Annotated in this window: 18 protein-coding genes; 5 read left to right on the top strand and 13 right to left on the bottom strand. The window is 37.6% G+C overall.

Translation table 11 applies throughout. From position 1 onward, the window contains the following. Positions 1–95 precede the first annotated feature (95 nt). The 3 genes from ACFINR_RS04240 to topA form a co-directional block, all read right to left on the bottom strand. The gene (locus tag ACFINR_RS04240; protein WP_375652648.1) at positions 96–1,268 is read right to left on the bottom strand and encodes an MFS transporter; all 1,173 of its coding nucleotides are present in this window, start codon (positions 1,266–1,268) and stop codon (positions 96–98) included. Between the two features lie 265 nt (positions 1,269–1,533). Next, a complete protein-coding gene (gene rnr, locus ACFINR_RS04235; protein WP_375652646.1) occupies positions 1,534–3,810 on the bottom strand; it encodes a ribonuclease R in 2,277 nt (758 codons plus the stop codon). 3 nt (positions 3,811–3,813) lie between these two features. Continuing rightward, positions 3,814–6,387 (bottom strand): type I DNA topoisomerase, encoded by a 2,574-nt coding sequence (topA, locus tag ACFINR_RS04230; protein WP_375652644.1) that lies wholly within the window; start codon positions 6,385–6,387, stop codon positions 3,814–3,816. A gap of 264 nt (positions 6,388–6,651) precedes the next feature. On the opposite strand from topA, the gene ACFINR_RS04225 reads away from it, so the two are divergent. Beyond that, positions 6,652–6,858: a hypothetical protein gene (locus ACFINR_RS04225; protein WP_005773510.1), complete on the top strand. Its 207-nt coding sequence runs from the start codon at positions 6,652–6,654 to the stop codon at positions 6,856–6,858. Here the strand turns inward: ACFINR_RS04225 and dprA are convergent. The 4 genes from dprA to ACFINR_RS04205 are packed head-to-tail and all read right to left on the bottom strand — an operon-like array spanning position 6,788 to position 10,884. Beyond that, positions 6,788–8,020 (bottom strand): DNA-processing protein DprA, encoded by a 1,233-nt coding sequence (gene dprA, locus ACFINR_RS04220; RefSeq protein WP_375632214.1) that lies wholly within the window; start codon positions 8,018–8,020, stop codon positions 6,788–6,790. The two genes, ACFINR_RS04225 and dprA, sit on opposite strands and share 71 nt — an antisense overlap. Then, complete coding sequence (plsY, locus tag ACFINR_RS04215) at positions 7,977–8,609, bottom strand: glycerol-3-phosphate 1-O-acyltransferase PlsY (protein WP_375613412.1); 633 nt, start codon at positions 8,607–8,609, stop codon at positions 7,977–7,979. Before plsY ends, dprA begins: the two co-directional genes overlap by 44 nt. An 11-nt stretch (positions 8,610–8,620) precedes the next feature. Beyond that, positions 8,621–9,922 carry a dihydroorotase gene (locus ACFINR_RS04210; RefSeq protein ID WP_375632215.1) on the bottom strand — a complete coding sequence of 434 codons (1,302 nt, stop codon included), beginning with the start codon at positions 9,920–9,922 and terminating at the stop codon, positions 8,621–8,623. Continuing rightward, on the bottom strand, positions 9,919–10,884 hold the full coding sequence (locus tag ACFINR_RS04205; protein WP_375652641.1) for an aspartate carbamoyltransferase catalytic subunit: 966 nt from the start codon (positions 10,882–10,884) through the stop codon (positions 9,919–9,921). The genes ACFINR_RS04210 and ACFINR_RS04205 overlap by 4 nt, the downstream gene beginning before the upstream one ends. A gap of 125 nt (positions 10,885–11,009) precedes the next feature. Between ACFINR_RS04205 and ACFINR_RS04200 the strand changes: the two genes are divergently transcribed. Further along, positions 11,010–12,629 (top strand): acyl-CoA dehydrogenase family protein, encoded by a 1,620-nt coding sequence (locus ACFINR_RS04200; protein WP_375652638.1) that lies wholly within the window; start codon positions 11,010–11,012, stop codon positions 12,627–12,629. On the opposite strand, the gene ruvX is transcribed toward ACFINR_RS04200, so the two are convergent. Beyond that, positions 12,614–13,093, bottom strand: a complete 480-nt coding sequence (ruvX, locus tag ACFINR_RS04195) for a Holliday junction resolvase RuvX (protein WP_375611932.1) — start codon at positions 13,091–13,093, stop codon at positions 12,614–12,616. The two genes, ACFINR_RS04200 and ruvX, sit on opposite strands and share 16 nt — an antisense overlap. A 148-nt stretch (positions 13,094–13,241) precedes the next feature. On the opposite strand from ruvX, the gene gatC reads away from it, so the two are divergent. Further along, positions 13,242–13,529, top strand: coding sequence for an Asp-tRNA(Asn)/Glu-tRNA(Gln) amidotransferase subunit GatC (gatC, locus tag ACFINR_RS04190; RefSeq protein ID WP_375606898.1), 288 nt, complete (start codon positions 13,242–13,244; stop codon positions 13,527–13,529). 31 nt (positions 13,530–13,560) lie between these two features. Then, complete coding sequence (gene gatA, locus ACFINR_RS04185; RefSeq protein WP_375611931.1) at positions 13,561–15,045, top strand: Asp-tRNA(Asn)/Glu-tRNA(Gln) amidotransferase subunit GatA; 1,485 nt, start codon at positions 13,561–13,563, stop codon at positions 15,043–15,045. Between the two features lie 94 nt (positions 15,046–15,139). On the opposite strand, the gene ACFINR_RS04180 is transcribed toward gatA, so the two are convergent. The 5 genes from ACFINR_RS04180 to ACFINR_RS04160 form a co-directional block, all read right to left on the bottom strand. Continuing rightward, on the bottom strand, positions 15,140–15,850 hold the full coding sequence (locus tag ACFINR_RS04180; protein ID WP_273791026.1) for an ABC transporter ATP-binding protein: 711 nt from the start codon (positions 15,848–15,850) through the stop codon (positions 15,140–15,142). After that, complete coding sequence (locus tag ACFINR_RS04175; protein ID WP_375652635.1) at positions 15,837–16,619, bottom strand: ABC transporter ATP-binding protein; 783 nt, start codon at positions 16,617–16,619, stop codon at positions 15,837–15,839. Before ACFINR_RS04175 ends, ACFINR_RS04180 begins: the two co-directional genes overlap by 14 nt. Next, positions 16,616–17,674 carry a branched-chain amino acid ABC transporter permease gene (locus tag ACFINR_RS04170; RefSeq protein WP_375613416.1) on the bottom strand — a complete coding sequence of 353 codons (1,059 nt, stop codon included), beginning with the start codon at positions 17,672–17,674 and terminating at the stop codon, positions 16,616–16,618. Before ACFINR_RS04170 ends, ACFINR_RS04175 begins: the two co-directional genes overlap by 4 nt. After that, complete coding sequence (locus ACFINR_RS04165) at positions 17,674–18,750, bottom strand: branched-chain amino acid ABC transporter permease (protein ID WP_375611928.1); 1,077 nt, start codon at positions 18,748–18,750, stop codon at positions 17,674–17,676. The genes ACFINR_RS04170 and ACFINR_RS04165 overlap by 1 nt, the downstream gene beginning before the upstream one ends. 112 nt (positions 18,751–18,862) lie before the next feature. Next, positions 18,863–19,996 (bottom strand): ABC transporter substrate-binding protein, encoded by a 1,134-nt coding sequence (locus ACFINR_RS04160; RefSeq protein WP_273791030.1) that lies wholly within the window; start codon positions 19,994–19,996, stop codon positions 18,863–18,865. 323 nt (positions 19,997–20,319) lie between these two features. On the opposite strand from ACFINR_RS04160, the gene ACFINR_RS04155 reads away from it, so the two are divergent. Beyond that, positions 20,320–20,895: a cold-shock protein gene (locus ACFINR_RS04155; protein WP_273791031.1), complete on the top strand. Its 576-nt coding sequence runs from the start codon at positions 20,320–20,322 to the stop codon at positions 20,893–20,895. Positions 20,896–21,116: the final 221 nt, after the last annotated feature.

The raw sequence follows: 21,116 nt of genomic DNA, 5'->3' as shown, positions 1-21,116 counted from the left end.
GTACCCTATTTATACTGAAAAAATATTATTGCTGTCAAAACTTATTTCCGACATCATCAGATTTTCCCGCAACACTACGGATGTTCTCAAAAAAGTCAAGAGCGGATTAATTTTCTCATAAGTTGGACAAACACCAAAATGACATATAAACCGAAAAAAACAGCCATGGCTATTGAAAAACCAAAGGGTTTAAAGATATCCATGGATTTTCCGATAAAGGTCGGTCCGATGAGCATACCAATTCCATAACAAAAAATAAAAGCAGAATTAGCAGCAGCAAGCTCTTGCCCCTTGAGACGGGCTCCTAAATGTGCAAGACTAATTGTATAAAGGCTCGCTGATACACCACCCAGAAAAAACAAATCAAGCATCAGAATCCATGGATATTGAAGAATCCATGGTACTATAAAAGTTCCTATAAAACCTAAAATAGCGCAACTCATCAGCGGGTAGCGTCGATCTTTGGCGTAGTCGCTTATAATGCTGATAGGAATTAAGAGGAAAATATTCCCAAGTGCAAGGGTTGCCATAAAATGTGCTGCTTCATTCTCATTATAACCAATGGATAAACTAAAGGGTATTATAAGAGTTAATACGCCCATTTGAATGGCTCCGTAAACAAGGACCGCCATCATTGCACTTGGAACGTGAAAAAGATAACGAAAAAATGGCATATATTGATTTTTTTGAAATTCTGGACTTAATTTCCAAGCGGTAAGAATTGGTATAGTAGCAAGTATAATAAGGCTATATCCAACAGCAAAAGGAATAAATCCTTGTGTTCCCACTTTTGCTAGCAGCGTTAGACCTATTATAAACCCTAATCCTAAGACAATAGCATAAATAGAAAGGATCAAACCGCGTTTTTTTGGGGGAGCATAACTGTTGATCCAAAACTCTGACAGGATAAACATAACTGTCATGCTGAAATGTAATATAAACTTTAAAATAAACCAAACCCATATGGGATCAAAAAAATAGAATCCTAAAAAACTTAAAGATCCTATCGCCATCATAAGCAATATTGTTTGAGCGATTCCTAAGTATAAGGCAATTCGAGACGTAAAAATAGCTGCAATAATTGTGGCGATTCCACCAACTGTTCCACTATAGCCGATTGTACTGTTGGAAAGTCCTTTCTCTGCCATAAGAAGAGAGACAAGTTGTGTTCCCATTGCCAATGCTGTTCCAACAGTGCCAATGGTTGCAATAGCGGCAATAATTGCACGCAAAGAATTATTTTGAGAGTCAAAAGGTTTTTTTTTCATGAGAATGGCTTAAGGTACTCTTGTTTATTTAAACAATGAAAAGATGAGCTGAAATGAAAGGGAGCCAAAACTATCCTTTGCAGTTTCTCTCATTTTCTAAGTATAAAAAACTGCAAGATTTTTATATGGTTATTATAGACTTAACAATAAAATTTATCCTCTTGTATACTAAAGAAATAAGATTGTATATATAAATATTATATAATATAAGTCATTTCTTAAATTGAATTTATTATTCATATATATTCAATGGAGGGCAAGAAGATTAATTTTTTCTTTTCCCATAAAAAGTATACTTTTGTTTTTTTAATTTGTTTTTATGGTAGGATGTCGGTGAAAATTTTATTGGACGAGGTTTTGTTAACAGTTCAAAGCATAAAGCGCCAGCAAAAGGTTGTACCGTTATAAGTTTTACTTCTACAACATCACTGAGCTGATAGCCTTTATGGCTACGCTGTCCTACAAGAACATGTTGTGCTTCATCAAAATGATAATAATCATTTTTAAGTGTAGAAATATGGACAAAACCATCTGTATTGAGTTTATCAAGTGAGATAAAAAGACCTGCTTTTGTAACTCCGGAAATGCGGCCTGTAAAAATACGACCGATTTTATTCGTTAAATAGTGAGCAACAAGCCGATCAATCGTTTCTCTTTCAGCCATCATTGCACGGCGTTCGTATAAAGAAACTTGCGTAGCAATTTCTGCAAGATTTTGTTCTTGTGTATCTGTTAATTGATCATTTCCTAATTTGAGAGCTTTAATGAGTGCTCGATGAATAATGAGATCAGCATAACGACGGATTGGTGATGTAAAATGTGTATAGTTCTGCAAATTTAAACCAAAATGGCCACTATTTTTAGGGTTGTACTCTGCTTGTGATTGTGAACGCAAAATAACTTGATTGACTAGTTCTTGTTGTTGAGTATGAGCGACCTTTTCTAAAATTCTATTAAGGCGCGCTGAGGTAAGTTCGCTTCCGCGGGAGAGTGGTATCCCCAAACTTTGAAGAAAGCTCCGAAGTATTTCTTGCTTAGCAAGAGAAGGTTTTTCATGAATACGATAAATGAGCGGCTGGTGATGTTGTTTTAATGTTTCAGAAGCTGCAATATTAGCTTGTATCATAAACTCTTCAATTAAACGATGCGCTTCTAGTTGTGGTTCACTCACAACATCTTTTATGCATCCATTTTGATCAAGAATAATCTTTTTTTCTGCAATTTCTAATTCTAGTGGTTGGCGACGATTTCGCGCAGCTTTAAGGCATGCATAGGCTTCCCATAAGGGGTGCAAAATGCTCTCAAAAAGAGGGGTTATTTTTTCATTTATATTACCTTCAATTGCCAATTGTACTTCTTGATAAGAAAGTTTGGCTCTTACACGAATCATAGTACGATGAAAACTATGTTTTCGTTTATTACCGTTTGCATCAAAAATCATACGAACGGCTAAAGCTGGTCTTTCTTTTCCTTCACGCAGAGAACATAAATCATGAGAAAGGCGTTCAGGTAACATTGGCACAACGGTATCGGGAAAATAAACAGAATTTCCACGTTTCAATGCTTCTTTATCTAAAGCACTTCCTGTTTTGATATAATAAGAAACATCTGCAATGGCTACAATAATAATCCAACCATCATTATTTGCTGGATCCTTATCCTTGGTTGCATAAACTGCATCATCATGGTCTTTTGCATCTGGTGGATCAATTGTAATAAAGGGTAATTGTCGCCAATCTTCACGATTATCCATATTGGCAGCTTTGATATGTTTGGCTTGCTCAAGAACACTTTCAGGAAAAATATAAGGAATTCCTTTCGAAAGAAGCGCTATCATTGAGAGTGTTTTCTCACTCTTAATGTGCCCTAAAACATTCTTTATTTTTGCGCTCTTTAATCCGTAACCAGTATTTTTTTTTATTTCGACTTCAACGAGATCACCAATTTGAATCTTCATTTCTGGAGACATTTCAACAATGAGTTCATTGGTTTTGCGGTCTATAGGATCAAGGCGCCATTGATTATTTTCCAATTTTCGTACAATAGCAAATGCGCTTTTGGGAGATACATCAATTTTACGAATAATTCGTCCCGTATAAGGATGGCTTGAGCTTTCAGAATTTTTATTTCGAAAAACTTTTACAAGAATATGATCTCCAACACCAATATTACTTCCTGTTATGTGATGAAAAGAGTGTATTTCAATATTGGGCTTTGGAGAATCTCCCCATTCAAGAGGTTGTGCAATAAAACCTCCATCTTTATCACGTCCGCTAATTTTTACTAAAGAAACAGGGGGTAATTTTCCTTTGTTTATTGCTCTTTTGTGGTGTTTAGATATGAGATTTTGATCCTTTAACTCACGTAACATATCTCTAAGCCAGATACGAGAATCGCCTTTTAAGTTAAAAGCTTTAGCGATTTCTCGTTTACTTGAGTGGTTAGGATTCTCAATTATAAAGGAAAGGATTGCTTCCTTATTGGGAAAAGTTTTCCCCTTGAATGAAGAGAGATATTTGATGTTTTTTTCACCTTTAGCCAAAATTTATGTCTCTTTTATTTTTGCTTTTGTTTTAGAAGAAGCTCTTTTTGAAGTTGTTTTTTTACTCGATGCTTTAGCCGATATAAGTTCTAGTGCCTCTGGAAGTGTTACACTAATGGGATCTTTATCTTTTGGCAATGTTGCATTAATTTTACCCCAATTGACATAAGGACCATAACGCCCGTTGCGCACGGTAATGGTTCCTCCTTCGGGATGCTCTCCTAATGTTGCCAATGCTTCAGGTGTTGTTCTGCTTTGCCTGGTTTTGTTTTCTTGTTGTTCTGCTAATACTGTAACAGCACGATTGATACCAATATCAAAAACTTCATCTGTATGAAGAAGGCGCGCAGATTTTCCATTATGGCTAAGATAGGGACCATATCGTCCAATCGTAGCCGTGATTGTTTTTCCGGTTTCAGGATGAATGCCAATTTCACGGGGAAGGGATAGTAAAGCCAAGGCTTTATCAAGGGTTACATTTTCTGCCTGCCATTCTTTTGGTAATCCTGCACGCTTAACTTCTTTGCTTTCACCAAGTTGAATATAGGGACCAAACCGGCCATTACGAAGAGAGATCTCTTTTCCTGTTTCAGGGTCAATACCAAGTATAACAGGTTCATCATTGCGTACAGCTTCATTCTCTTCTCCAGTATCTGTACCAAGTTGGTGTGTGTATTTACATTCGGGATAATTGGAACAGCCAACAAAAGCACCATAACGCCCAAGTTTTAATGATAATTGACCATTTTTACAAAGAGGACAGGAACGCACATCACTTCCATCTTCGCGTTCAGGAAAGGCGAGAGGTGCTAATGTTACATTTAAAGCATCAAGAACATTGGTTATACGGAGTTCTTGGATATTGCTAATAGATGCATTAAATCCATCCCAAAAATCTCGCAATACGTCTTTCCAAGAAAGTTTGCCGTCAGAGATAAGATCCAGCTTTTCTTCAAGATCTGCTGTGAAACCATATTCTACATAGCGATTAAAAAAATTTTCAAGAAAGGCCGTAACAATACGTCCCTTGGCATCGGGAATAAGCTTTCGTTTATCAATGACAATATATCCACGGTCACACAATGTCGCCAATGTGGATGCATAAGTTGAAGGACGACCAATTCCTAACTCCTCAAGCTTTTTAATTAATGAAGCTTCAGAATAACGAGAAGGGGGTTCTGTGGTATGTTGTACAGATTCAACTTTTTCTTTTGTAAGTGCTTCACCAGTGTTTATTTGTGGTAAACGTGTTGTTTCATTTTCTTCATTATTTTCTTCGTCTCGTTGATCCGTGTAGACGGAAATAAAGCCATCAAAGCGAATAACAGATCCTGTTGCCCGTAGATTTGCACAGTTTTCTCCTGTCTGTGCTTCAATTTCAACAGTTGTACGTTCAATTTCAGCAGAGCGCATTTGGCTGGCAATGGCACGCTTCCATATCAGATCATAGAGCTTTGCTTGATCGCTATCGAGAAAATTACGGACTTGACTAGGATTGCGTTGAAAATCTGTTGGGCGGATCGCTTCATGTGCTTCCTGTGCATTTTTTGCCTTTGTTGAATAAAAACGTGGCTTTTCAGGAATATAGTCTTTTCCGAAAGTTTCATGAATAACTTTTCGTGCTGAATCAATAGCCTCTGGTGCTATCTGCACACCATCGGTACGCATATAAGTAATAAGCCCTGCCGTTTCACCATTAATTTCAATGCCTTCATAAAGCTTTTGGGCAATTTGCATAGTGCGAGAAGCTGAAAAACCTAGTTTTGAAGAAGCTGCTTGTTGTAGTGTAGAGGTTGTAAATGGAGGAAAAGGATTTCTCTTTGTAGGTTTTGCTTCAACACTGAGTGTATGATATTGAGCTTTCTCCAGCATAAAGCGAATTTGGTCTGCTTGTTCTTGAGATTGAATATCAAGCTTGCCTATTTTTCTTTGATTAAACATTGTCAATCTTGCTTGGAAACTATCATTTCGGATGGTTTTTAACTGTGTTGTAATGGACCAATAATCTTCTTTGATAAAATGTTCTATTTCTGATTCACGATCACAAATAATACGCAAAGCAACCGATTGAACCCGTCCTGCTGAACGCGCACCAGGGAGTTTACGCCATAAAACAGGTGAAAGTGTAAAACCAACGAGATAATCAAGAGCGCGACGTGCAAGATAAGCATCTACAAGTGATGTATCAATATCACGTGGATTGTTCATAGCATCAAGCACAGACTTTTTGGTGATGGCATTGAAGACAACTCTTTTAATAGGTTTATCTTTTAAAACTTTTTTTTGACGGAGAACATCCAGAATATGCCATGAAATAGCTTCCCCTTCACGATCAGGGTCTGTTGCTAATATAAGGCTATCGGCTTCTTTAACGGCTTTTGCTATTTCATTTAAACGTTTAGCGGCAGCAGAATCTATATCCCATTTCATAGAAAAATCTTGATCCGGTAAAACAGAACCATCTTTTGCAGGCAAATCACGAACATGTCCAAATGATGCGACAACTTTGTATTGAGACCCAAGATATTTATTAATTGTTTTTGCTTTTGCTGGAGATTCAACGATAACGATATTCATAATTTTACCCAAATATTGAAATAAAAATTTTTTTATAAACGCCTTTTACGCGAATAGCTAATGCCAATTGCTTAAGAGCACATAAAAAAATATTAGCCATATAAAAAACATGAATATTGTACAACTTATGATTGTCATTATTAGAGTACACCCTATATAGAATTACACGATTTATTTTCCACTGTTATTACAAAAACATACGGCGAAATACTAAGATAACGTCTATTGAGAGGTAGGAGGGGAAATGCTCAAGGATAGAGGATTATGTTTATAAATCATTTAAAAGTTATCCAATATATTACAGACATGTCAAAGCAAATGAATCAGATGGCACGTCAGGCGCACAGTCCGCTTTTAGCATTGCTTTTGGATATGGTTGCCAAAGAAGGGCAAAGCATTATTAATAGTGCTGAAGCTCTTGGGGAAGATCAAGATTCGACAATGACACACAACCACCAGAGTGTCGAATAAGCTTTCCAGCAAGGTCGAGTTCTACCAACAAGAGGTAGAGAGCTGGGAGTGAAACACCTGAGTGGATACTGAGTGTGTCTAAATCGATTGGCGTTGTTGAAAGAGCGGAGAGAACTGCTGCACGTGCTGCATCATCATCTGCTAAAGAGAGATCGCTGTTTTTTTCATCTGCTAAATTAAAATTCTCCTTTTCAAGTTGTAAGGAGGATGGTTCCTCAAAAAAATTGAGTTGCGAATTTGGAAGCGGTGAAATTAATGGCGTAAGTGTTTCTATAATATCAGAAGGATGTGTGGTGAGTAGAGCACCGTCTTTGATAAGATTGTTTGTACCAACAGATCTTGGATCAAGTGGAGAACCGGGAATGGCAAAAATTAGCCGTCCCATTTCAGCTGCTTGACGTGCGGTAATTAAGGACCCTGAGCGCAGGGCTGCCTCTACAACCAAGAGACCAAGTGATAGAGCTGCAATAATACGGTTTCTTCTTGGAAAATCGATAGCACGCGGCTTCCAAGAAATGGGCATTTCGCTGATGATGGCTCCACCGTTGGCAATAATATCTTCATGCAACTTTTTATTTTCAGGAGGATAGATATGATCAATTCCTCCCGCCATGACTGCAACAGTTCCTGTTTTTAAACTTGCTTGATGCGCAACGCTATCAATTCCACGAGCGAGCCCAGAAATTGTTACAAAGTCTGCTTCTCCGAGAAAACGCGCAAATTGAGCTGTAAGCTTTTTTCCCGCAGCTGAAGCATTTCGAGAACCTATAATTCCAATAGAAGTTTTTTGAAAAATTGAAACATTACCTTTGATAGCAATAAGCGGCGGAGGGGCTTCTGTAACCTTAAGAAATGCTGGATAATCTGGTTCTCCCATACCGATAAACCGGACACCTAATCTTTCAGCTTCTTGCATTTCTTTTTCTGCATCTTCTAAGCTTGCTATTTTAATAGATACAGAACCACCACCTTTTCTACTAAGCTCTGGCAGTGCTGCCAGAGCATTTTCTGCTGTTTTATAATGATCAATGAGATTGCGAAAACTAACAGCTCCAATATTTTCACTGCGCAATAACCGTAACCAGCTTAGACGTTGATGATCAGTAAGCAGGATTCCTTTATTTATCTCCGTGTTGCGTACCAATCTTACTTTCTTCCCCAATTAATAATCTACCGATATTTGCAGAATGTTTTATAAACACAAATACGCTCATCACAATCAGCATACAATAGAAATAAGAAGCGGAAAAATAAAAAACAAATATCGGTGTGATCGTAACAGCAATAAGCGCAGATAATGAAGAATAACGCATGAGGAGAAAAATCGCACTCCATACAATAATAAAAATAATTGCTGCAGGCCAATAGATTCCTAAGCAGACTCCTAGATAGGTAGCAACACCTTTGCCACCTTTAAATTTAAGCCATACGGGGAAAAGATGTCCTAAGAAAACAAAAAAGCCTGCTAGAGAAACAAGGATACTATTGTCTAGCGGATCACTAAAAAACTTTATAACGAAAACAACGATAGTTCCTTTCAACATATCACAAAGAAGTGTTAGAGCAGCAAGCTTTTTATTTCCTGTTCGTAAAACATTTGTTGCTCCAATATTGCCTGAACCGATTGTTCTTATATCACCAATTTTGAACAATTTCGTAAAAAGAAGCCCAAATGGAATCGAGCCAATGAGATAAGATATGAGGAAAATAAACCATGGAGTGGATTGAAAAAATATTTCTGCTTCATTCATTAAGAATCTCATTAAATTTGTTGATCAAGTTTAAAAACGTTTTTCCCTTTCACAAAGGTCTGGAGCACGCGTCCTTGAAAACGTGCATTCTCAAAAGGGGTATTTTTTGAACGTGAATAGAGCTTCTCTTTCGAAACAACCCATGGTTCTTCAAGATCAACCACAATAAGGTCTGCATGAGCCCCTTTTTTGAGTGTTCCTGCATTGAGTCCAAAGAGCTTTGCAGGCGCCGTTGACAAAAGTTCCGTTATCCGTAGAAGGGATAGGCTCTCATTATGATAAAGACGTAAGGCTGCGCTCAATAAGGTCTCCATACCAATAGCGCCAATTGCTGCGTCATTAAATGGTAAATGTTTTGTGTCGATACTCTGAGGATCATGAGAAGAGACAATAACATCTATAATCCCATCCTTTATTGCTTCAATCATTGCTACACGGTCTTCTTCTGTACGCAATGGGGGCATTAAGCGAAAAGAAGTGCGATATTGTCCAATGTCATTTTCATTGAAAGATAAATGATTAATAGATACACCCGCTGAAATTTTCTCACTGCGTTTTTTACCTAAACGAAGTGCATCAGCAGAGAGTGCTGTCGATATTTGAGCGGCATGATAGCGTGTTTGCGTTAATGCTGCTAAACGTAGATCTCTTTCAAGTGGGATAACTTCTGCTTCGCGAGGGATGCCAGAAAGACCAAGCCAACTGGCAAGCAGTCCTTCATTCATCACACCTTGCCCTGTAAGATCTTTATCTTGCGTTTCATGCATCAATGGAACATCAAAATCACGTGCATAAGTCATTGCACGCCGTATAACAGATGAATTTTGAAGTGTTTTTTTTCCTTCACTAAAGGCAACGGCTCCAGCATCTTTGAGCAAACCAAATTCGGTTATTTCTTGTCCGTTGAAACCTTGTGTGATTGAAGCAACGGGATAAATATTGACCAATGACATTTCCTGTGCTGTATGCGTAATAAATTTAACGAGTGCTACATTATCAATAACTGGATGCGTGTTTGGCATCATAAGAAAGGAAGTAATACCACCTGCTGCGGCCGCGTAACTTGCTGATGTAATTGTTTCACAATGTTCATTCCCTAATTCTCCAACAAAAACGCGCGCATCAACAAGTCCAGGGAGAATTGCTTTGTTTTGTGCGTTAATAACTTCTGCTTCTTCAGGAAACCCCTGATTCAGAGCTTCTTTTCCAGCGGCTATAATTCGTCCATTTTCAACAATAACTGTACCAATTTCATCGATTGCGCGCGAAGGATCAATAATACGAGCATTTTGAAAAACAATTGGTTTTATCATTTTTTTTCTCCACTGATCTTTGCGCGTGAATCTAATAAAGCCTCCATGACAGCCATACGCACTGCAATTCCCATTTCTACTTGTGTATGAATCATACTTTGTGGTCCATCTGCTATGTCGGATGCAATCTCTACACCACGGTTTAATGGGCCAGGATGCAGAATAATAGAATCATTTTTGGCATAGGCTAAATTTTCTTTATGTAAGCCAAAATAATGGAAATATTCACGCGTAGAAGGAATAAAAGAGCCTGTCATCCGTTCATGCTGTAAGCGCAACATCATGATAACGTCAGCATTTTTAAGACCTTCTTTCATCGTGTTAAAAACCTCAACACTCATATGAGCGATTTCTGCGGGTAAGAGTGTTGAGGGAGCAACAGCACGAACACGAGCACCCAAAGCATTGAGACACAGGATATTGGAACGGGCAACACGTGAGTGTAAGATATCTCCGCAAATCGCAACAGTTAATCCTTCAATACGACCTTTTGCCCTTTTAATGGTTAGAGCATCTAATAAAGCTTGGGTTGGATGTTCATGAGCACCATCACCTGCATTAATAACACAACAATCAACTTTTTGCGCTAATAAAGCTGCCGCTCCTGCACTGTTATGGCGAAAAACCAGTATATCTGGCTTCATCGCATTGAGAGTTGTAGCAGTATCAAGTAATGTTTCTCCCTTTTTTACAGATGAGTTGCCGATCGCAAGACTCATCACGAGTGCACCTAGCCTTTTACCCGCTAATTCAAAAGAAGATTGTGTTCGCGTAGAGGCTTCAAAAAAGAGATTAATTTGAGTCCGTCCATGCAAAGTAGATTTTATTTTATCAATTTTGTTAGAAAGGATAATATTTGCTTCTGCACGATCAAGCAATGTATTAAGATCTTGTACACTCAGATCTTTAATAGCTAAAAGATGTTGATGAGGGAAAAGTGGGAAAAAATTATCTTGCATCATAGCATTCTTCTTTATCTCTCTCTAAACAGGTTAAACAAGCATTTGTTTGAATATGATAAATGTTTCTTAACTCTAAAAAGACAAATAGTCTATGATATGAATGATTTGAATGTAGGAATATACCTATGAGTGCTGTATCTGCGCAAAATACTCGTCGAAAAAATACATTTCTTAGCGATACGCTTATGTTTCGTATTGCTTCTACTTTGCCTAAGTTTTTGTTAGCAAGTTTTGAAGAAATAGGGGATTTTGCCGCGAGTCGAGAAGCATGGAAACTTTCTTGCTTAGCGAATCATTATAAGCCTTTATTATGCTATAATGATGAATGGGGGCAACCAACGGAAAAATTAGAGATCCATTCTTCCTATCAAGCTCTTCAACAATATTCTAGACAAGCAGGTTTGGTTACCTCACTTTGGGAAAATGCGAGCTCAGAAAATGGAGTACGCTATCAAGCGCGTGCGATTCGTTTAGCTTTATCTGCTGGTTTAGAAACAGGACATTTGAATGAAGTTATCATAACGAGTGCAGCTATTGCTGTTTTAATTAGTGATATTGAGCTCTTCAAAAGATGGCAAAATGTACTTTTATCACGCCAATATGATTCCTCATCAAAGCCTATTCATCATAAAAAGGCTGCTTCTCTAACTTGTGCATTTGACGATATTGAAAAATACGCTTTCAATTTTCCAAGTGTTAAGAAAATTTCTTTCGATGAAAGTATGGAACGTGATCTATATCGTTTAAATGTTGTAAAAACCAACGTTATTAATCCTACCGCTGACGGATATCTTGTTAGTGCAGATTTAGATGGTCATTTAAGTTGTTTTTTTATTCCACGCATACAAGAAAATGGCGCATTAAATGGATCTATATCGATTCGTCATTTAATTCAGCGATCTGGAGAACTTTTAACACCAGAGGGGGTTGTCGACTTCCAAGGCAGTTATGGCTGGCTTTTGGGAAATGCTGGAGAAGGGCTTAAAGTTATTAAAGATATCGAGACGATGATGCGTTTCGATCAATCTGTCATATCGGCAGGTGTTTTACGAGCGGCTCTTCAATTTGGTATGGATTTTTTCCGGAAAAAAATGCCCAATCAGCCGTTACCTCCACTGACAGAACGTATTTTTGCAGATATTGCATTAGATATAGCTGCCTCACAAGCATTGGTTTTGCGTTTAGCGAGAGCATTTGACAATGCAGCAAATGACCGTTCTGAAGCGGCTTTTGCCCGCATTATGACACCTATTATTGCTTATCATGTAAGTCAATTGGTTGTGCCTATTGTTGGTGAAATTATTGCACAACTTGGTATTGAAAGTTTTATAGAGAATAATCCATTATCACAAATGTTGCATAATGGGCCTGCGCGAATTGTGAGAAATAGTTCTGCTAATCAATTGGTAAAGGATGCCATTCTTATTGCTGAAAAAGCACCGGGATTGTTTCAGAAATTGTTGGAAAAAATTGCTCTTGATATTGGACCAGCGGGACCCCGAGCAATTGAAATTATTAAGTCAGCAGGTGATATGGCATCAGCAAATGAAGGTGCAGGAAGATTTTTTGTTGAACAAGTAGCTTATGCAGCAGCAGCAGCAGCATTACGTTCTACAGACATAGAACATGTTGCGAATGCCTATATGGAAAGCCGCCTTGGGGGACAATGGAGATCTTCTTACGGGATGCTCATTGCACGATATAATGCAGGGCATTTGCTCAATGTTCTCTATCCTTCCATATGATGAAAGTTTTGAATTCTATTGAGAGCACCTTGCAATATAAAAGCGGCGGCTGCCGAATCAATACGGCTTGCTCTTTTAGCGCGCGATACATTCATTTCTAAAAGAGACCGTTCCGCAGCAATTGTTGATAAACGTTCGTCCCAAAAAACAAATGGAATTTTTGTATAAGCTTTCATATTGCTCACAAAAGCTCTGGTTGCTTGAACACGAGAGCCACTGCTTCCATTCATGTTAAGAGGTAAGCCAATGATAATAACGCCTACATTTTCACGGTCAAAAATTTTAATAAGTGTGTAAGCATCTTCTGTAAATTTTTTTCGCTGTAGTACAGGACGCGGATTTGAGACAGTCAGCCCCATATCAGAAATCGCAATTCCGATAGTTTTTGTCCCTAAATCTAAGCCTGCTATTGTTTGTCTAGGCAAAAGATGTTTTATAACTTCATCTATATTAATAACAGTCATAAAGGTATAATACGTTTTTTAATGTTTCAGATCTATAGTTATATTCTTTATTCATGTTATCTAATATTCTTGCACTTACAAGTGCAGCCTTGTATAGCCAGAATAAAGATCAAATAAATAAACAAAAAAGCAGAAAGGCGTAAAGAGTATGTCTGTTGATCAAGAGACAGTCAAGCGGATAGCACATTTAGCAAGGATTGCCCTCCACGATGATGAGATAGAACCTGTGACAAAAAAATTCAATGCTATTTTAGGTTTTGTAGAGCAATTGAATGAAGTTGATGTCAGTGGAGTTGAGCCATTAACATCTGTGATGCCGATGACTCTACGAATGCGTGAAGATAGTGTTACAGATGGCGATAAAGCAGCAGATATTGTAGCCAATGCCCCTGTTACAGAAGAAAATTTTTTTCTTGTCTCAAAAATTGTTGAGTAACTTTTTATATTTTTGAAATTTGAGAACCAATATGACTGATTTAACAACTCTCACAATTGCGCAAGCTCGTGATGCTCTAACAAAGAAAAATCTCAAAGCAACAGAATTAACGGAAGCTTATTTACAAGCAATAGAGTTGGCGAATCCAACTTTGAATGCTTATGTAACAATAACAGCAGAACAGGCAATGAAAATGGCTGCTGAATCAGACAGTCGCTTAGCGAAAGGGCAGGGAGGGCTTTTGGAAGGAATTCCCTTGGGGATTAAAGATCTTTTTGCAACCTATGGTGTTCATACTCAAGCCTGTTCAAATATCCTTGATGGTTTTAAACCGCACTATGAATCAACTGTCACGGCTAATTTATGGCAAGATGGTGCTGTGATGTTAGGAAAACTTAATATGGATGAGTTTGCTATGGGCTCATCCAACGAAACATCATATTATGGTCCCGTTATTAGTCCATGGAGAAAAAAAGGCTCAAATGAAAAACTCGTACCCGGTGGTTCTTCGGGGGGATCCGCAGCCGCTGTTGCTGCACAAATTTGTGCTGGTGCAACTGCAACCGATACAGGTGGCTCAATACGTCAACCAGCAGCTTTTACTGGAACTGTGGGAATAAAGCCAACTTATGGACGTTGTTCGCGATGGGGCGTTGTCGCGTTTGCTTCATCTCTTGATCAAGCTGGACCTGTTGCTAGAGATGTTCGTGATTGTGCTATCTTACTCAGATCAATGGCCTCTTTTGATGAAAAAGATTCTACTTCCGTCAATTTACCAGTTCCTGATTATGAAAGTTATCTTGGTCAATCAATCAAAGGAATGAAAATCGGTATTCCAAAAGAATATCATGTGGATGGAATGTCTCCAGAAATTATTGAGCTTTGGCAAAAAGGAATAAATTGGTTAAAAGAAGCAGGTGCTGAGATTAAAGATATTTCTTTGCCCCATACAAAATATGCTCTACCTTCTTATTACATTATAGCTCCTGCAGAAGCCTCTTCTAATTTAGCGCGTTATGATGGTGTGCGTTTTGGTTTGCGCATGCCTGGGAAAGACATCATTGAGATGTATGAAAATACGCGTTCTGTTGGTTTTGGTGATGAAGTCAAACGGCGCATTTTGGTTGGGACTTATGTTCTTTCATCAGGTTATTATGATGCCTGTTATTTAAGAGCTCAAAAAGTAAGAACACTCGTAAAACGTGATTTTGATCAATGTTTTGCTTCAGGCATTGATGCTATTTTGACACCAGCAACACCAACATCTGCTTTTGGTATTGCTGATGAAAAAATAAAAAATGATGCTGTAGCAATGTATCTTAATGATATTTTTACTGTACCAGTTAATATGGCTGGATTACCAGGAATTTCTGTTCCTGCTGGTCTGTCATCAAATGGTTTACCTCTAGGATTGCAATTGATTGGTAAACCTTTTTCTGAAGAAGTCATTTTTCAGATAGCGCACATTATTGAACAAGAAGCAGGAATATTCAGTGCAGAAAAATGGTGGATGTAATAGTCAAAATTCACAAAGGAGCATTTCTCATCCTTAATGAGAAATGCTCTTTTAAATGGTGGAGGGATGAGCTCTATTTCCTTAATTCGTAGTCTTACCCACCAAGATAGGCTTCTTTAACACGCGAATCAGAGAGCATAGTTTTTCCTTCACCGTGAAATAAAATATGTCCTACCTCTAAAATATAAGCATAGTCAGCTATGGAAAGTGCAGCAAATGCATTTTGTTCAATAAGAAGAACAGTTTTCCCCATATCATTAATTTTTCGAATAATCGAAAAAATTTCTCGAACGAGAAGTGGTGCTAACCCCAACGAGGGTTCATCTAATATGACCATATCAGGATTGCTCATGAGTGCACGGCCCACAGCAACCATCTGTTGTTCACCACCTGACATTGTTCCTCCCAACTGTTTTGCTCTTTCACGTAGGCGTGGAAAAAGGTCAAATATCCATTCAATATCACGGGAAATTCCCTGCTTATCGTGACGAATATAAGCGCCTAGATGAAGATTCTCTAAAACAGTGAGATGGGGCATGATACGTCGTCCTTCAGGGCTTAGAGCAATCCCTAATCGCAAAATCTCTTCTGGTGATTTTTTAATAATAGATTTGCCATTATAGGTAATTTCTCCATAAACAGAGCGATTAAGCCCTGTAATAGAACGTACAATACTGCTTTTTCCTGCACCATTGGCTCCAATTAAAGTGACAATACTGCCCCGCTTTATGGACATAGAAAGATTTTGGACAGCTTTAATGGCGCCATAATGAACGTAAAGATTTTTTATTTTAAGAATATCCATAAACATCTCCGCCAAGATAAGCTTCAATAACTTTAGGGTTATTACGAATTTCATCTGGTGTACCACTGGCAATGCAACAGCCATATTCCATAACCAAAATATGTTGGCAAAGCCCCATAACCACTTTCATATCGTGCTCAATAAGAAGAATTGTAAGATCAAAGTCTTTTTGCACTTTTGCTATGAATTTTCTAAGATCTTCACTTTCTTGTGGATTCATGCCAGCAACAGGTTCATCAAGAAGAAGCAATTTGGGCTTTGTGGCTAACGCACGTGCAATTTCTAGACGTCGTTGCACACCATAAGGTAAAGCTGTTGCCGATTGATTGGCAAGATGATCAAGTTGTAGCTGTTCAAGGAGCTCCAAGGAATTTTTATAAACTTCCTTCTTTTCTTTTATTGCTTTTGAAAAAAAGAGAGCTGAAGAAAACCAAGGATATTTTTGTCGAACATGCGCTCCTACCATAACATTCTGCAAAACCGTTAACCCTGAGAAAAGACGAATATTTTGAAATGTTCTGGCAATATGGCTTCTACAGATAATATAAGGAGACGCTCCAGAAATTTTTTTCTCATCAAAAAGAATGATGCCGCTTGTAGGAGCATAAAATCCAGAAATCATATTGAAAACTGTTGTTTTTCCAGCACCATTTGGACCAATTAATCCAGTAATACTTCCTCGTTTAATTGCCATATTAACATTATTTACAGCAACTAATCCGCCAAAACGCATTACAATATTATTGAGTGAAAGGATATTGTCGCTCATAGCTTTCCCTCAGTATTAGAAAGCTTTTTGCGTGTCAAAAAGCTATAAATTCCATTCCATGAAAATTCTCGTTGTCCCATTAACCCTTTTCTCCAAAACAAGATAATTACCAGCAATAAAAGAGAAAAAACAACCATACGAAGCCCTGGGGTTTCTGGAATATGTATAAAACCTAAGTCAAATGGACTTTCAATAATACGAAGCCATTCAAGCATGACTGTAATAATAATGCTGCCAATAATGCTCCCTGTAATTGAACCGAGACCACCAGCAACAACAATCATTAAAATATTAAAAGTCAGAAGAAAATTAAACATTTTTGGATCAATGGTTGAAATAAGAGCCGCCATTAATGCGCCACCTATACCTGCAAAAAATGCTCCAACAGTAAAGGAAAAACTACGGTAGAAAAAAGCATTAATTCCCATAGTTTTCGCAGCTATTTCATCATCACGGATAGCACGTAATACGTTACCAGTATTGCTTTGCAGTAAGAGGACAATAAAGAGAACTGTAAATGCTAGCCAACCATAGTTCCACCATAATGTTGCATTTTGAGGTATTCCTTTGATTCCCAAAGAGCCATTTGTGAGCGATGTTGCGTTCGTAATGACAATGCGAATAATTTCCGCAAAACCTAATGTTGCAATTCCAAGATAATCGCCACCAAGACGCAATATTGGTAAAGCAATTAATAAACCTACAACAGCAGCACACAAACCACTTACGACAACAGCGATAAAAAAAGGTAACTGCAAATGATATAATGGTTCAGCAATAGGCTCAAGAATCCACATCATTTCTTTTTGTTCAGGGGAAAGAAGTAAAATTGCGCAAACATAAGCACCAATAGCCATAAATCCAGCATGTCCAAGAGAAAACATACCTGTGAAACCGTAAATCAAATTAAGCGAAATTGCCAATATCGCATTAATAGCAATCAGATTGATGATACGAAGCGTATAGTCATTAAAATGGCTATCAGCATAAAATAAAAAACCTATGAGAACTAAAACACTTATACACGATAAAACAGTTGTCGCTGACTTTGCCATTAGATTTTCTCCTGATTTCTTTTACCCATTAATCCTGTGGGCAATATCAATAGAATCAGAATCAATAAAATGAAAGCGAAGGCATCTCGATATCCAGATAGCGCGGGGAAAAATGCGATAATCATAATTTCAATAAACCCTAATAATAATCCTCCCAACATTGCACCTGGTATCGAACCAATACCTCCGATAACAGCAGCGATAAATGCTTTGAGACCAGGAAGAACACCCATATAAGGCTGAATTTGAGGATAACGTAAAGACCACATAATGCCAGCTATGGCGGCAAGAGCTGAGCCTATTCCAAATGTAAACGCAATAACTTTATTGACAGACACACCCATCAAACGTGTTGTTTCAATATCATGGGAGATTGCGCGCATAGCAAGACCCGGTTTTGTTTTATGGATAATCCATAACAGTAATAAAATAAGAATTAATGACACAAAGGGAACGATCAGAGACATGGGAGCAATTCTGATGATACCATCTGCTCCTGATCCTAGATGCCATAAAAATGGTGTTACAAGAAAGTCTGGCTGTTGTACACCTTTCGGAACACCACTAAAGAGTACAGTAGCAAGATTTTCAATAAAAAAAGAAACACCAATTGCACCGATAAGTGCCGAAATACGCGGAGCATGGCGTAGAGGTTTATAAGCAAATTGATCAACAGCAACACCCACAGCACTTGTAATAAAAATGGAAAAACAAAGAGCTAAAACCCAAATCGGTGTAAAGTCTTGCGGGGAAATTTTAAAATAATAAACAAATCCTAGCGCAAGAATTAAAAAAGCAGCAATCCAATAAATTGGAGGACGCCTTTTAAAGCCTATAAAGACCGAATAATAAACAAGAGCAGCAAGGAACAAAAGAAGAAAAGCTGCCCAAGCAGGCATAAAGCCAATTGTGGAAAAGAAAACAAAATATGCTCCCAGCATAAAGATATCACCGTGAGCAAAATTAATGAGTCTCAGTATACCGTAGACCATGGTGTAGCCAATAGCAATAAGCCCATAAAGAGATCCCAATGCCAGTGCATTAAAAAAGTACTGGATGAACATTTCAGTGCTCATCTCTCATCCTTCCACATTTGTTAATTTACATAGGACAATAAGAAATTTCTAAATTTGGTTGAGAAAAAAATCCTCAACCAATTCTTGCATTTTAGTAAGTAAAACTTTTTAATTAAAAAGCAGGTTTAACTTCTTCTAAATAAACACGTTTTCCATCCTGTATTTTAATGATACCAATAGGAATTTTAGGGTTATGATTTTCATCCATTGACATATCCCCAAAGGGGGTAGGAAAATCTTTTAATTGGCTAAGTGCGATAGTAATTTTTTCACGATCAGTGCTACCAGCATTTTCAATAGCCTTCATGAACATCATATAACTCGTGTATCCCAAAACAGAATTGATATTTGGCTCTTTGTCTGGGTAAGCTTTTTTCCATTCTTTTGTGAATTCTTGCGCAGCTACTGACATATTTGGCATATCCTCACTATAGGGAAGTGTCGTATGTAAGAAACCTTCTGCAGCTTTTCCTGCAATCGTAATGGTTTCTGGATTATCCATAGCATCTCCACCCATAATTTGAAACTTAGCCCCTAATTCTCGTGCTTGTTTCATGATGATAGCACCTTCAGAAAAGTAAGATGGAATGAATAAGATATCAGGTTTCTGGGCGATAATTTGCGTGAGAACAGCTGAAAAGTCCTGATCTCCAGAATTATAATTTAAATTTGAGATAACTTCACCACCTAATTTTTTGAAAGCACGCGTAAAATAACTTGCAAGACCAATAGCATAATCGCTTGAAATATCTTTAAGGATAGCAGCCTTTTTTGCGTGTAAAGTTTGGCTTACATAAGTTGCGATTCCTACTCCTTGATAGGAATCAATAAAGCAAGCACGAAAGTAATATTTTTTACCCTGTGTAACAAGGGGACTTGTTGAGGACGTTGCAATGGTTGGAGTCTTTGCCTTTTCAGATATTTCACCACCTGCTAACGAGAGCGAAGAACCATAGCTACCAATGATTCCACTCACTTTTTCACTTGCTGTTAAACGCATAACAGCATTAGCCGCTTCTACTTTATCAGACTTATTATCAATAATAACAAGTTCTACTTTACGTCCTAAAATTTCTGGAACTTTTTTATGGGCTAATTCTATACCTCTAATTTCAAGCTGACCTCCAAATGCATTTTGACCACTTAATGGAAGATAAACACCAATCTTAATAGGTTCACTCGCATAAACATTTGCTGTAAATGCCATAAATGCTGCGATTATCGTAAGGATTTTCTTCAATTGCATTGCGCATTTTCCTTAATTGAATTGTCGTTTTTTCACCTTATATTGAACTTCTTCATCATGCAAGTTACACATTAATCAAAATATCATTATGTAAAAAAACTTTTATATGATCTCTTTTGTAGGGCACTTCTTGTAAGGTATGTAAAGTGTACAATCAAATAGTTTTATAAATATTCACGTTGATATTCTCTGACATTAACATAGAAGATACGACAATGTGGGGAAATCTTATCTTGGGGCTTGCGTGTTGATACAAGAGCAATGTTTACTTAAACCTAGAGAATCAATATCGTACAATTTATAAGCTACAGGATCACGTTATTATGACGAGTAAGGATGCATTAAAGGATTGTTCCCCATCTGAGGATAGTATAGGTGCTTGTGGGGAGATTATCGAAATCAGTGGTGTCATTAAGTGGTTTGATGGTAGTAAGGGGTATGGATTTATTGTACCTGATTTACCTCATTTTCCAGATATATTATTGCATGTTACGGTAATGCGAAGGGATGGTTTTCAAACAGCTTTGGAGGGAGCTAAAGTCATTTGTGCTGTGGAAAAAACTGAACGAGGATTAAAGTGCGTTCAGGTGAAATCCATAGATTGTTCTTCAGCAATCCATCCATCAGAAGTTCCAGCCCGTACCCATGTTGTTGTTACTCCAGAAAGTGGACTAGAACGAGCAATTGTTAAATGGTTTAATCGTGACAAAGGATACGGTTTTCTTAGCCGTGGGCAAGGAACGGAAGATATTTTTATTCATATGGAAACATTGCGCCGTTTTGGTTTAGCAGAGCTTCGTTCGGGTCAAGTTGTTCTTGTACGTTTTGGTAAAGGAGAAAAAGGTTTAATGACAGCAGAGATTTATCCGGATATAGGCATTCCTTTAGCTACGCATTAAATTTCACGAGTGAAATCAGTGTGTTTTCTATATTTTTAAAGGTGATTGTTTCATAAATTGCTATAGAAGTAGATTTTTAAAGAAAATATAGCTCTCGTGAATCCATAAACCAAATGAAGAAAATTGTGCATATTACGTTGAAAGAAACTAGAAAATAACAAGGAAGTAATTCTCTTGTTTTTTGACTTTTAAACTCTGGTACTTTTTATTTTATAAACAAA

It is taken from the genome of Bartonella sp. AP19HLJMH (genome assembly GCF_042196245.1).
Lineage (GTDB): Bacteria > Pseudomonadota > Alphaproteobacteria > Rhizobiales > Rhizobiaceae > Bartonella.
This window is presented reverse-complemented; position numbering and strand designations above follow the sequence as displayed.

What these genes read in the sequence shown, in the direction of transcription:
- ACFINR_RS04225 (WP_005773510.1), top strand. Translation starts at nt 6,652, where the DNA reads ATGTTTATAAATCATTTAAAAGTTATCCAATATATTACAGACATGTCA.
- ACFINR_RS04205 (WP_375652641.1), bottom strand. Translation starts at nt 10,884, where the DNA reads ATGATGCAAGATAATTTTTTCCCACTTTTCCCTCATCAACATCTTTTA.
- ACFINR_RS04170 (WP_375613416.1), bottom strand. Translation starts at nt 17,674, where the DNA reads ATGGCAAAGTCAGCGACAACTGTTTTATCGTGTATAAGTGTTTTAGTT.
- ruvX (WP_375611932.1), bottom strand. Translation starts at nt 13,093, where the DNA reads ATGACTGTTATTAATATAGATGAAGTTATAAAACATCTTTTGCCTAGA.
- gatC (WP_375606898.1), top strand. Translation starts at nt 13,242, where the DNA reads ATGTCTGTTGATCAAGAGACAGTCAAGCGGATAGCACATTTAGCAAGG.
- ACFINR_RS04175 (WP_375652635.1), bottom strand. Translation starts at nt 16,619, where the DNA reads ATGAGCGACAATATCCTTTCACTCAATAATATTGTAATGCGTTTTGGC.
- topA (WP_375652644.1), bottom strand. Translation starts at nt 6,387, where the DNA reads ATGAATATCGTTATCGTTGAATCTCCAGCAAAAGCAAAAACAATTAAT.
- gatA (WP_375611931.1), top strand. Translation starts at nt 13,561, where the DNA reads ATGACTGATTTAACAACTCTCACAATTGCGCAAGCTCGTGATGCTCTA.
- ACFINR_RS04160 (WP_273791030.1), bottom strand. Translation starts at nt 19,996, where the DNA reads ATGCAATTGAAGAAAATCCTTACGATAATCGCAGCATTTATGGCATTT.
- ACFINR_RS04155 (WP_273791031.1), top strand. Translation starts at nt 20,320, where the DNA reads ATGACGAGTAAGGATGCATTAAAGGATTGTTCCCCATCTGAGGATAGT.
- ACFINR_RS04180 (WP_273791026.1), bottom strand. Translation starts at nt 15,850, where the DNA reads ATGGATATTCTTAAAATAAAAAATCTTTACGTTCATTATGGCGCCATT.
- ACFINR_RS04165 (WP_375611928.1), bottom strand. Translation starts at nt 18,750, where the DNA reads ATGAGCACTGAAATGTTCATCCAGTACTTTTTTAATGCACTGGCATTG.
- ACFINR_RS04240 (WP_375652648.1), bottom strand. Translation starts at nt 1,268, where the DNA reads ATGAAAAAAAAACCTTTTGACTCTCAAAATAATTCTTTGCGTGCAATT.
- plsY (WP_375613412.1), bottom strand. Translation starts at nt 8,609, where the DNA reads ATGAATGAAGCAGAAATATTTTTTCAATCCACTCCATGGTTTATTTTC.
- ACFINR_RS04210 (WP_375632215.1), bottom strand. Translation starts at nt 9,922, where the DNA reads ATGATAAAACCAATTGTTTTTCAAAATGCTCGTATTATTGATCCTTCG.
- ACFINR_RS04200 (WP_375652638.1), top strand. Translation starts at nt 11,010, where the DNA reads ATGAGTGCTGTATCTGCGCAAAATACTCGTCGAAAAAATACATTTCTT.